A 13,018-nucleotide genomic window follows, 5' to 3' on the forward strand; every position below is an offset into this window, starting at 1 on the left:
CAATATGAAAAATATATTTACACATACATTCATTAAACCATTTTTAGGAATTTCTTTGCTTCTTGCATTGGGCTGTCAAAGAGATCTAAATGACCTAGAACCTGCTACTTATTCTAAAAATCCAGATGTTTTCTTAGACACTTTTAGTGCAGGACTTAACTATGCCGCATTTGGTGGTTCAGATGTAAAAGCTTTCGATGTAGATACTCAAGTGAAATATTCTGGAACTACTTCTATGAAAATTGCCGTTCCTGATTATGGAAGTCCAGAAGGAGCTTATGCTGGTGGAACTTTTTTTACTTCTGTAGGAAGAGATTTATCCGATTACAATGCCTTAACATTTTGGGTTAAAGCAACTCAATCTGCCAATATAGACGTTTTAGGTTTTGGCAATGATTTAGGCGAAAATAAATATCAAGTTTCACTTACTGGAGTTGCCGTGAATACAAATTGGAAGAAAATTATCATTCCAATTCCAGATGCTGCGAAACTAAAAATGGAAAGAGGAATGTTCTTCTATTCTGAAGGACCAGAAAATAATAAAGGTTACACTTTTTGGATTGACGAAGTAAAGTTTGAAAAAATAGGAACTATTTCTTATCAATCTGCAACAGTTTTAAATGGAGAAAACAAAACGGTGACTTCATTTGTAGGTGTAAAAAATGTGTTAGATGGTTTAACTGCTCAGTTTAGTCTGCCCAATGGTACTTCACAAGCAGTTAACCTTACGCCTTATTATTTCAATTTTACGACTTCTAATCCTAGTGTAGCCACTGTAGATGGAGTAGGTAATGTGAATACCATAGCAGCAGGAAGCTCTACTATTACCGCATCTTTGGGAAATAATGTTGCCAAAGGAAGTCTTATCATTAATTCTAGTGGTGCCTATACTCATGCTCCAACTCCAACCCAAGATGCTTCTAAAGTTATTTCTTTGTTTAGTGACAAATATTCTAATGTTCCTGTAGATTATTATAATGGTTATTGGGCACCATATCAAACAACTCTCTCTTCAGATTTTGAAGTAGAAGGTGACCATGTATTAAATTATACTAATTTCAACTTTGTAGGCATTCAAATGAGTTCACCACCGGTGAATGCAACCTTTATGTCACATTTGCATTTAGATATTTATTTACCAAATGCAATGCCAGCTGGATCTAATTTTAAAATACAAGTTTTAGATTTCGGTGCCAATGGAGTTTATGGAGGAAATGATGACAAAACAGGCGAAACAACTATTACAGCTCCTACTTTACAAGGTCAAAAATGGGTGAGCCTAAATATTCCAATAACTGCGTTTGCTGGACTTACTTCTAAAGCACATATTGGTCAAGTAATTTTTGTAGGAACGAATATTTCTGGATTCTATGCAGATAATATTTATTTTTACAATGACGGAAGTATCATTACCCCAACTCCTACAGTAGCAGCACCAACACCTACTCATGCTGCTAATACTGTATTGTCAATTTTTAGTGATGCTTATACCAATGTTACAGGCACAAATTTTAATCCTAATTGGGGACAAGCTACCCAAGTGTCACAAGTATCAGTCTCTGGTAATAATACTCTAAAATACGCCGGACTCAACTATCAAGGAACACAGTTTGGTAGTAATCTTAATGTATCTTCTTATGGGTATTTACACATTGATTATTATTCTTCTAATTCTACTGCCCTTAATTTTTATTTAATCAGTTCAGGACCTGTAGAAAAAGCGTATTCTCTGTCTGTTCCTACAAGTTTGGGAACTAATAATAATGGTTGGAAAAGCATTGATATTCCATTGTCATCCTTTTCACCTGTAGCGCTTAATAATCTTATTCAGTTTAAAGTAGATGGAAACGGAGATATTTTCTTTGACAATATTTATTTCCACAATTAAAATGATTCCTAATTTTTAAATTAAAGTTTATGAAATTTTTCGAAACCAAAAATATTCAAAAAGTAATTCTTACCACTAGTTTAGGACTTTTTTTATTGCCACTGATGAGTTGTGAAGAAGAAGCTGTACAAAATTTACCTACCCGAAATTGGGAACTTGTATGGAGCGACGAATTCGAAGGTAATGCAGGAACTTTACCAGACGCAAGTAAATGGACTTATGACATCGGAACAGGTACGAATGGTTGGGGAAACCAAGAATTAGAATATTACACCAAAAGAACTGATAATGTAAAACTTGATGGCACAGGAAATCTAGTCATTACCGCCAAAAAAGAAAATTATTCTGGTTCTGCTTTTACTTCTGCAAGAATTAAAACTCAAGGTTTATTTTCTCAGACTTATGGTAAAATAGAAGCCAGAATTAAAACACCTTATGGACCTGGAATTTGGCCAGCATTTTGGATGCTCGGAGATGACATAGGCACTGTTGGTTGGCCACAATCTGGAGAAATAGACATCATGGAACTTAAAGGTAATATTCCAAATGTGGTCTACGGAACTTTACATGGTCCTGGCTATTCTGGTGGCGCTGCCAAAACCAAATCTTATGGTTTGCAAAATTCTAGATTTGACCAAGATTTTCATGTATTCGGTATTGAATGGAAAGAAAACCAAATCGACTTTTTTGTAGATGGATTTCTTTATCAAAGGGTTACACCAAAAGATGTTACAGGAGAATGGGTCTATAATCATCCTTTTTTCTTAATTCTCAATGTAGCAGTAGGAGGGAATTTCGTGGGTTTTCCAACCGATGGAACTTCTTTTCCACAGAATATGTACATTGATTATGTACGTGTATACAAGGCTAAGTAAATTTTAATAATAACCAAAAATTTTTAATTATGAAAAAAATATCTATTTTTTTGATGTTTATGCTATCAGTGTTGGCTTTTTCACAACCAAGCACTAATGCTCCAACTCCCACTCATGCATCTACAGATGTTATTTCTATTTTTAGTGATAGCTATACTAATGTAGCCACTAATTATAATCCATACTGGGGGCAATCGGGCACAGTTAATACCAATTTTGAGGCAGTTTCCGGTTCTGGAAATAAAATTTTAGTTTACTCTAATTTTAATTATCAAGGGACCGACGTTTCAACCCAAAATGCTTCTGCAATGGAATATTTGCATATAGATGTTTGGACCAATAATGCAACCGTTCTTAAAGTTTCTCCTATTAATAATGGAACAGGAACAAATGAGAACTTAGTAGAGGTAACACTTGTTAATGGAGGATGGAGTAGCGTAGATATTCCTAAAAGTTCTTTTACAGGAATGACATGGGATTCAGTATTTCAATTCAAATTTGATGCACAATCAGGAACTACACCATGTACTGTATATTTAGACAATATTTATTTCTGGAAAACAGGCACTACGGCTTCTGCGGATGCTACTTTGAGTGATCTAAAAATAGATGGTGCTACCATTACAGGATTTAATGGAAGTGCAACCACTTATAACTATGGTGTTCCGGGAGGAAATCCTATTCCGCAGATTACAGCAGCTACAACTACTAATTCATCAGCTACAATAACTAGTATAACTCAAGCAAGTGCTATACCAGGAAATGCTGCTGTATTGGTAACTGCAGCAGATGGGACAACAACCAAAACATATACGATTTCTTATTTTTATAATTCGCCAGCTACTGCAGCTCCTACACCAAGTCATTCTAATGTGATGTCTTTATATAGCGGAGCCTACTCCAATATAAATGTTGACACATGGAATACTGGATGGAGCCAAGCATCTTATTCTGAAGTCAATATTGCTGGTAATGCCACAAAAAAATATACAAGTCTAGGATTTAATGGAGTAGAAACTACAAGTAATCCAATAAATGCAGGAGGAATGTCTTATTTACATATGGATGTTTGGACTCCAAATATTACCACCCTTGGCTTGAAACTTGTAAGTTTCTTAGGAGATGGATATGGAGGTGCTAATGGTGATTCTGAAGGTAATGTAAACGTAAACCTAACTAGTGGTGAGTGGAATCAATTGCATATACCATTATCAACTTTTACTTCTGCAGGCTTAAGTAGTTTAAATGATATTGAACAATTTATTTTTACCAGTACACCTTTTGGTAGTGGAACTTTATTTGTAGACAATGTATATTTTACAGCAGAAACATTAGGAGTTAAAGATATTAAAGCTAAAGAAAACTTCAAGATTTATCCTAATCCTGTTCGTTCTGGTGAAATGACTAACGCTAATATAAATGTAAAAAGTTTAGAGATATATAATTTAGTGGGGCAGAAGGTTAAAACCGTTACAGGTAAAACAATTAGTACTGAAGGCTTATCTAAAGGAATTTATCTTATAAAAGCAACGAAAGATAACGGCGAAGTTTTAACTTCTAAACTTATCGTTAACTAAAGTTTTATTTCATGATGTATTTTAGCGCTCGTTTTTATTAACGAGCGTTTTTTTTATAAAAAGTCGTATATTTGAAATACTTCATGTACAAGAGATACTTCACATATTTTTTATTTCTTATTTCTATTTTTTCTGGGGGACAAGTCATCGCAGAAAAAGGGATTCCTTTTATTAAAAATTATCTTCCTGAAGATTATGGAAACCATGGTAAAATCTGGGAAATAAAGTCCGCACAGAATGGTCTCGTTTACATGGCTTCTGAAAACGGTTTATTAGAATTTGACGGTAAAAAATGGAACCGTTTCCGAGATTACAAAGGATACACTCGTTCGCTTTTTTTAGCCAATGATTCTACTATTTATACCGGTGCAGACATGGATTTTGGGATTTGGAGAAAAAATAAATTCCAAAAATTTGATTATCAATCGCTTTATCCTTACAACAGAAAAATCGGTGGCGTAAATGAAGAGTTCTGGGGAACTTACTCTTATCAAAATCAAATTGTTTTTGTTTCTCATCAGAACTTATATCAATATTCCAACAAGAAAATCACCAAAATTCCTGCTCCTGTTCGTTTTTTTGAAAGTTTTCAAGTAAAAGGCAGAATATTTTTAGCCGATGAGAAAAAAGGTCTTTATGAATATGTGAATAACCAATTGGAGCTCTTGTTTTCTTATCCAAATGATAAAAATTTAGAAATTTCAGGGATTTATATTGATCAAAACGGTACCATTATTATCGTGACGAGAAGTTCTGGAATTTACACCTTCCAAAACGGAAAATTACAACCCGTTACTCTAGAAATCAGTTCAGAAATTATCAAAAATAAGGTTTTTAGTTTCACTTATTTTGACGAAAAATATTGGGCTTTTGGCACGATTCTCAATGGTTTATACATTACAGACCATCAAGGAAAAATCATTCAGCATCTCAATAAAAATAAAGGAATGCCCAATAATACCATTCTAAGTTTGCATTATCAAAAAAATGGAAAAATATGGATGGGATTAGATTATGGCTTATCTTGTTCAGATATTAAAAATAATGTGACTTATTTTTATAACACCAATACTAATTTCGGAACTGGTTACACCGCTGCTTTAGAAGGGGATTCTTTTTATTTAGGAACTAATCAAGGACTGTATAACGCTTCTTGGAACGCAATGGACAACAACATAGATATCAATCCTTTCCGCATCATCAATGGAGCAGAAGGACAAGTTTGGACTTTGCAAAAAGTAGGCAATACCATTCTCTGCGGACATGACAGTGGTTTATTTGAAATAGAAAATGGTCAACTGAATAAAATCTACAATGAACCAGGCGTTATGAGCATTTTGTCTTATAGCGATGACATTTTACTTACCGGAAATTACAACGGAATTTCTATTTTCAAAAAAGAAGGCAACTCATGGAAATTCGTCAAAAAAATGAAGGTAATTCTTGGCGCCATTAACCAAATTGTGAAAGAAAACAATCGTACACTTTGGGTGAATATTCCTAATTATGGTTTTATACGATTTGTGATGGATGCCCAATTTAATCCTATCAGCAAAACCATTATTAATCCTAAAATATTTAAAGGATATTTTCCTTATCTTTTTAAAGATCATTTGGGAATTCAAATTCTCACCAATAAATCAGAGTATCTATTTAACAATACCACTCATCAGTTTGATTTAATAAAAGAACAAGTTCATCTAAAAAATATTAACAATAGATTTACAGGATTTTATCTTCCAGTCGCTATAAATTCTGATTACGGTTTTTACTCCATTCATAATGGTTTTGCCCTTGAAAAGACCATAAAACAAAAACAGAATTATCCTTTTTATTCAGAGTTGCTTTTCAGAAAAAGTCAAGCATTTAACAATCAAGAAATGATTGATTTATATAGAGGTTCAAAAATTCCATATCGTTTTAATAATGTGAAATTTTCTTTTGTACATCCTCATGAAGCGGCCGTGCAATATCAGTATTATTTAAAGGGGTTTTCTGATGATTGGAGCAATTTTAGCGAACAAAATGAAATTGAGTTTTTAGGATTGAGAGAAGGAAATTATATTTTATTTGTAAAAGCTAAAAAAGGTGAGCAAATTTCTTCTGTAAAAAGCTTTTCGTTTACCATCAATGCACCTTGGTACAGAACCTACTGGAGTTATCTTTTCTATTTTCTTTTATTCTATGCCACTTATGTTATTTTGAAAAAAATTCACTTAAAAAGATTGGCAAAACAGAAAAAAATATTTTTAGAAAAAGAGAGAAAAGCATTAGAAGAACAAGCGGAAAAACACCGTCAAGAACTGCTTCTAGAAAAACAAAAGCAACTAGAATTAGAGCAAAATAAACTTAGAGAAGAGATTAAAAATAAAACGATTGAACTCGCTTCCAAAGCAAAAGATGATGATGACAAAAATAGAATTCTGCAGACCATTAATGAAAAAATAAGTGAAGCAGAAAGTAATCCTAATATTCTTAAATTAAAATTAGGAGAAATCCGAAGAATGGTTCAAAGTTATTTAGAAACCGAAGACCATACCTTCGAAATTCAGATGGATGAATTGCATCAAGAGTTTTTCAAGGCCATGAAGAAAAGATTTCCCAATCTTTCTATATATGACCTAAGATTGTGTGCATATCTTAAAATAGGCCTTAATTCTAAGGAAATGGCAGATATTTTTCAGGTTCTTCCATCGAGTATTAATGTGAGTCGCTCTAGATTAAGAAAAAAACTGAACTTATCACCAGACGAAGATTTATATGAATTTTTGAATTCTATAGAATAATTTTAGAAAAGTTCACTGGATTTTCCTTACCTTTAATAGAAAAAAATGAAAGCCTTTTTATCTTTTGTAGTTATCATTTCATTTTTGGTTTCTTGCCAAAATAAATCCTCTGAAAAAGTATCAGAACGAATTAAAACAGATACTATTCTCCAAAAAAATGGTCAGGTTTTGAGTTATACCGTTTTTGATAAACAACTCTTTAAAATGAAGCGTGATCGCACTGTTTATAGTGATCCTTACCAAAAAAGAATTGCTAAACTCGTAGAATACTATCTGGATAAAAATAACCAAACTGGTGTACAATTTCAACTTAAAAATCCTGAAGCGAAGCTGGGCTATTCTGTAGAAGAAACCGATTGGGAGGGCGTACTTTATACTCAAATTGGCCTTTTTACAATGGGAAAAACCAATATGAAAACATTTCAATGGTTATTTTATAATGCAAAAACCCAAGAACTCTATGAGTTTGATGTTCCAAAAAACACCCCCATATTATTTTTTTATTATTAATTCATTAAAAACATTAAAATACTATCAAAAAAATGTTTAAATTAGAGGTATAAAATCAAATATTATGAACACTATTATTAAACTTGTTATTACCGCAGTTGTGGCTTATTTATTGCCCAATGTTCTCAGTGGAGTACACGTTACTACTTTCTCAGCAGCGATTATTTTTGCCATTGTATTAGGGCTTTTGAATTTATTTGTAAAACCTATTTTACATTTATTTTCTTTTCCGATTACGCTTTTAACTTTAGGATTATTTGCTTTGGTCATCAATGCGATTATAATATTATTGGCAGACCATTTTACAGACGGCATCCAGATTGATGGATTTTGGTGGGCCCTTATTTTCAGTATTGTCTTGTCTATTATTACTTCTGTTTTAGAAAGCATTTTTATCAACAAAGAATAAATTTATTTCACTTAGATATCATCCAAGCCTCAAGAAATTGAGGTTTTTTTGTCTAAAAATTTTGAAAATCCTCTTCAAAATTCTGTAAAACATTTTATCTCTGGCTTTTACATCTTTACAAAAATTAAAAACAATCTATTAACCCTTTTAAAATGTAAAGCCATGAACAGAATATTTTTTATTTTATTATTTCTTATTTTCGGAAAATTGAGTGCTACCAATCCTGATGATCTTTTGGGAACTTGGATGAGCACAGATAATAGTGTAAAAGTAGAAGTATATAAAGTCAATAATCAATTTAAAGCCAAAGTTCTTTGGTTTAATCATCTATTGAGCGAGAGCAAAACGCCTATGCATTTGTCTTTAGATACGAATAATCCAAATCCTGCTTTGAGAAATAGAAAAATTCTAGGCATGGAAATTTTAGATGGATTGCGCTATGATGCTCAGAAAAAAGAATGGGTTAATGGGAAAATTTATGACGCTTCTAGTGGTAGATATTGGAGTTCTTGTGCCAAGTTGCTTCAAAATGGAATCTTAAAAGTTCGCGGTTTCTGGAAGGTAGAATGGATAGGAAAATCTATATCTTTTAAAAAAGTAGCCTAAAAAAAGACCTCCTAAAATGGGAGGTCTTTTTTGATTTATGCTCTGTCGTATAATTTTTCGTAAAGGTTAAAGAATTTTTCTTTTACCGCTTTACGTTTTAATTTCATCGTTGGAGTAAGCAATCCATCTTCAATCGTCCAAAGCGTAGGAGTAAGCTCTATTTTCTTAATTTGCTCCCATTTTCCTAAAGTAGCATTAAGCAAATTAATATCTTTCATAATTCTTGCTTTTAGCTCAGGAGAATTCGCCATTTCTTCTGGAGTTTTGCCTATTTTAAGATGTTTTCTCTCTGCCCAAAGCTTTGCAAATGCATAGTCGGGTTGTACTAAAGCACACGGCATTTTTTCGCCGTCACCTACTACCATAATTTGTTCAATAAATTTAGAACCTTTTGCTAAATTTTCTAAAACCTGAGGCGCAACATATTTACCTCCAGAAGTTTTGAACATTTCTTTTTTACGGTCTGTAATGTGTAAGAAACCTTCTTCGTCTATATGACCAATGTCTCCCGTCATGAAGTAACCATCTTCTGTAAATGCTTCTTTGGTTTTTTCGTCGTCTTTATAATATCCTTGGAAAACAGAAGGTCCTTTTACGGTGATTTCTCCATCTGCTTGGATTTTTACATCTAAGTTGTCTAAAACATGACCTACAGTTCCTATTTTCACTCTTTCGAAAGAATTTACCGCAATTACTGGTGAAGTTTCTGTAAGCCCGTAACCTTCTAAAATAGGAATTCCAGCACCGTGGAAACTTCTGTTCAGTTTGGTAGATAGGGCAGCAGAACCACTTACTAAAGTAATCATATTGCCTCCTAAACCTTCTCTCCATTTAGAGAATACCAATTTATCTGCAATTCTGTGTTTTAGAGATTTAGGCTTCTTCATATCATAATTTTCAAGCAATGACAATGCCCAATAGAAAATTTTGGTTTTTAAACCACCAGCTGCAGCTCCTTTGTCTACAATTTTATCATATACTTTTTCTACCAATCTTGGTACTACCGTCATGTAATGAGGTTTCACTTCTTTTACGTTATCCCCAATTTTTTCGATACTTTCTGCAAAGTGAATAGAAAAACCGTTGTATATAAATAGATAAGAAATCATTCTTTCAAAAATATGACAAATAGGTAAAAAACTCATTACTTTAATATCTGTATATTCTAATTTCCAATTTCTAGGAATTCTATGGTCAGAAGCCAACACATTTGCTACAATATTTCTATGGGTAAGCATTACACCTTTTGGTCTACCTGTAGTTCCAGAAGTGTAAATTAAAGTTGCTAAATCATCTGGTTGAATGGTTTTAGCAATGTCTTCTACTTCTTGTTGATTGTCATCATTTTCTCCCAAATCGAGTACTTCCTTCCAGTTTGCAGCTCCTAGAATTTCGTCAAAGGTGAAAATTCCTTTCAAACTTTCTACTTGAGGTTTTACTTGAAGTAATTTTTCGTACAAATCTTTATCTGAAACAAAAACGTATTTTATTTCCGCATTATTAAAGATGTAAATATAATCTTCAATAGAAATAGTAGGATATACCGGAACGTCTATTGCACCAATTTGCAAAATTCCCAAATCCATAATGTGCCATTCTGTGCGGTTATTCGTAGAAATTAACCCGATTTTATCACCCGGTTTAATCCCTAATTTTAACAGTCCTCTGGAAATTTTATTTCCTTGATTCACATATTCTTTTGTAGAAGTTTTTGTCCAAACTCCATTATATTTGGTCACCAAAGCATCCTCTTTCGGGAATTTGTATAGCGCATGATGAGCAAAGTCAAACAATCTTGTAACTGACATACTTTACGGTTTTTGATTTTTGTAAAAATAATACTTTTTCTTAATTAACAAATAGTTAATATCAATTTTCATTGAAATACCTAAAAAATGTATATTTACGGCAATTAATTTTAATACAAAAAATGGATTTTAATTTAACAGAAGAACAACTGATGATTCAGCAAGCAGCGAGAGATTTCGCGCAGACTGAACTTTTGCCTGGCGTAATAGAAAGAGACGAACACCAGAAGTTTCCTTATGAACAAGTAAAGAAAATGGGAGAACTAGGATTCCTAGGAATGATGGTAGACCCAAAATACGGTGGAGCAGGAATGGATAGTATTTCTTATGTTTTGGCAATGGAAGAAATTGCAAAAGTAGACGCTTCTGCAGCTGTAGTAATGTCAGTAAACAATTCTTTGGTTTGTGCTGGTCTAGAAAAATTCGCTTCTGAAGAACAAAAACAAAAGTATTTAGTTCCTTTAGCAAAAGGTGAAGTCATCGGTGCATTTGCACTTTCTGAGCCAGAAGCTGGTTCTGATGCTACTTCTCAAAAAACCACTGCCATAGATATGGGAGACCATTATCTATTAAACGGTACTAAAAACTGGATTACCAATGGTGGAAACGCTCAATATTACATTGTGATTGCACAAACTGATGTGGAGAAAAAACACAAAGGAATCAATGCTTTCATCGTAGAAAAAGGTTGGGAAGGTTTTGTAATTGGTAAAAAAGAAGAAAAATTAGGAATCAGAGGTTCTGATACACATTCATTAATGTTTACCGACGTAAAAGTTCCTAAGGAAAACAGAATTGGTGAAGATGGATTCGGTTTCAATTTCGCCATGGCGGTTCTAAATGGTGGTAGAATTGGTATCGCTTCTCAAGCTTTAGGTATTGCTTCTGGAGCTTATGAATTAGCACTTAAATACGCTAAAGAAAGAAAAGCTTTCGGTACAGAAATCATCAATCACCAAGCAATTGCTTTCAAATTAGCAGATATGCACGTAAATATTATGGCGGCAAGAATGCTTTGTTATAAAGCTGCTGCTGAAAAAGATGCAGGTCTAGATATTTCAGAATCTGGAGCAATGGCAAAACTCTACGCTTCTCAAGTTGCGATGGACACTACCGTTGAAGCTGTTCAAATTCACGGTGGTTACGGTTATGTAAAAGAATATCACGTAGAAAGAATGATGCGTGATGCTAAAATCACTCAGATTTACGAAGGAACTTCAGAAATCCAGAAAATTGTAATTTCTAGAAGTATTGCTAAGAAATAATTGGCAAATTCTTTTCAAAATATGAAAGTCGGATAAGCAATTGTTCGACTTTTTGTTTTCATATTTATCAAATTTTCATACATTTATTCAATGAAAAAATTAAGTCTTTTTGTCGTATTGTTTTCTTTAAATTTTTCAGCGCAAGTTCCTACTCTTACTGATGAAATCGCATTTCAATTATCTGAAAAACCGGTGCATTGCATCAATCAAGAATACCCCAATAAAACCGCACATGTTATCAATAATGAAATAGATGTAAAACTGACTCCCAAAGAATTACACCCTAGTTTTTATGGCTGTTTTGACTGGCATTCATCAGTTCATGGACATTGGATGCTCGTAAAACTACTCAAAGACAAACCTTTTCTCAAAAATAAAGAAGAAATTGTAAAAATTTTGGAAGGTTCTTTTCAAGCCGATAAAATAAAAGCCGAAGCAGAATATTTCAGTAAATATCAAGTAGCTAAAGGTTTTGAGAGAACTTACGGTTGGGCTTGGTTGCTTCAATTAGATGCAGAATTGGCGAGTTGGGAAAATCCACAAGCGAAAATTTGGCATCAAAATTTAAAACCTCTCACTGATGAAATCGTAAAATTGTGGAAAGAATATTTACCGAAACAAACGTATCCCAATAGAACAGGAGTTCATCCCAACACTGCATTTGCACTAAGTTTTGCCATAGATTGGGCAAGAACGGTTGGCGAAAAAGATTTTGAAAACCAACTCATCGAAAAAGCAAAATATTTCTATCTAAAAGACGAAAAAACGCCTGCATATCTGGAACCAGACGGAAGTGATTTCTTCTCGCCAAGTTTAGAAATCGCTGATTTGATGACCAGAATTCTTCCGCAAGATGAATATGTAAAATGGTTTAATAAATTCTACGAAAAGAGAAGTATTGAGAATATTTCACAGATTCCTGTAATTTCGGATATTAATGATTATCAAACCGTTCATTTGGTTGGTTTAAGTTTTACTAGAAGTTGGTGTATGAAAAATATTGCTCAAGTTTTACCTAAAAATCACCGACACAAAAAGCATTTCGAGGAAACTTCCGCTAAATTTTTAGAAAATGCTTTACCATTGGTTTTTAAAGGAAATTATGGTGGCGACCATTGGTTGGCTAGTTTTGCGGTGTATGCTTTGAGTAAGTAATTTAATTTTAAAATAATGAATAAATCTATCTTTAATAATGAATATTTTTATAAAGGAATTTTATTAATTCCGATTTTTATATATTTTATTCTGAGAAAACATCTCACAATAGAAATAATATTTCCATTATTTATTATTT

General features: G+C 33.0%; 10 protein-coding genes. 9 read left to right on the top strand and 1 reads right to left on the bottom strand.

Annotated elements, in window-relative coordinates; all coding sequences use genetic code 11:
- Window positions 1–4: 4 nt before the first annotated feature.
- The 7 genes from QO190_RS03150 to QO190_RS03180 all read left to right on the top strand — a co-directional run bounded on the left by QO190_RS03150 (window position 5) and on the right by QO190_RS03180 (window position 8,651).
- Window positions 5–1,888 carry an Ig-like domain-containing protein gene (locus QO190_RS03150; RefSeq protein WP_371461163.1) on the top strand — a complete coding sequence of 628 codons (1,884 nt, stop codon included), beginning with the start codon at window positions 5–7 and terminating at the stop codon, window positions 1,886–1,888.
- A 29-nt stretch (window positions 1,889–1,917) separates the two neighbouring features.
- Window positions 1,918–2,763, top strand: a complete 846-nt coding sequence (locus QO190_RS03155) for a family 16 glycosylhydrolase (RefSeq protein ID WP_371461162.1) — start codon at window positions 1,918–1,920, stop codon at window positions 2,761–2,763.
- A 308-nt stretch (window positions 2,764–3,071) separates the two neighbouring features.
- Window positions 3,072–4,340: a T9SS type A sorting domain-containing protein gene (locus QO190_RS03160; protein WP_371461160.1), complete on the top strand. Its 1,269-nt coding sequence runs from the start codon at window positions 3,072–3,074 to the stop codon at window positions 4,338–4,340.
- A gap of 71 nt (window positions 4,341–4,411) precedes the next feature.
- Window positions 4,412–7,126: a triple tyrosine motif-containing protein gene (locus QO190_RS03165; protein WP_371461159.1), complete on the top strand. Its 2,715-nt coding sequence runs from the start codon at window positions 4,412–4,414 to the stop codon at window positions 7,124–7,126.
- Between the two features lie 45 nt (window positions 7,127–7,171).
- Window positions 7,172–7,636, top strand: a complete 465-nt coding sequence (locus QO190_RS03170) for a hypothetical protein (RefSeq protein WP_371461158.1) — start codon at window positions 7,172–7,174, stop codon at window positions 7,634–7,636.
- A 64-nt stretch (window positions 7,637–7,700) separates the two neighbouring features.
- Window positions 7,701–8,045: a phage holin family protein gene (locus tag QO190_RS03175; protein ID WP_371461156.1), complete on the top strand. Its 345-nt coding sequence runs from the start codon at window positions 7,701–7,703 to the stop codon at window positions 8,043–8,045.
- A 162-nt stretch (window positions 8,046–8,207) separates the two neighbouring features.
- On the top strand, window positions 8,208–8,651 hold the full coding sequence (locus QO190_RS03180) for a DUF2147 domain-containing protein (protein ID WP_371461155.1): 444 nt from the start codon (window positions 8,208–8,210) through the stop codon (window positions 8,649–8,651).
- A gap of 35 nt (window positions 8,652–8,686) precedes the next feature.
- On the opposite strand, the gene QO190_RS03185 is transcribed toward QO190_RS03180, so the two are convergent.
- Window positions 8,687–10,459: a long-chain fatty acid--CoA ligase gene (locus QO190_RS03185; RefSeq protein WP_371461154.1), complete on the bottom strand. Its 1,773-nt coding sequence runs from the start codon at window positions 10,457–10,459 to the stop codon at window positions 8,687–8,689.
- A 122-nt stretch (window positions 10,460–10,581) separates the two neighbouring features.
- Here QO190_RS03185 and QO190_RS03190 point away from each other — a divergent pair, with 122 nt between their 5' ends.
- Together QO190_RS03190 and QO190_RS03195 are read left to right on the top strand one after the other, a co-directional pair.
- Entirely contained in the window at window positions 10,582–11,724 is a 1,143-nt protein-coding gene (locus tag QO190_RS03190) for an acyl-CoA dehydrogenase (protein WP_371461152.1), read from the top strand.
- A 90-nt stretch (window positions 11,725–11,814) separates the two neighbouring features.
- Window positions 11,815–12,879, top strand: coding sequence for a DUF2891 domain-containing protein (locus QO190_RS03195; protein WP_371461150.1), 1,065 nt, complete (start codon window positions 11,815–11,817; stop codon window positions 12,877–12,879).
- Window positions 12,880–13,018 lie beyond the last annotated feature (139 nt).

The sequence above is a fragment of the Cloacibacterium sp. Arc13 genome (assembly GCF_041431305.1).
GTDB lineage: Bacteria > Bacteroidota > Bacteroidia > Flavobacteriales > Weeksellaceae > Cloacibacterium > Cloacibacterium caeni_B.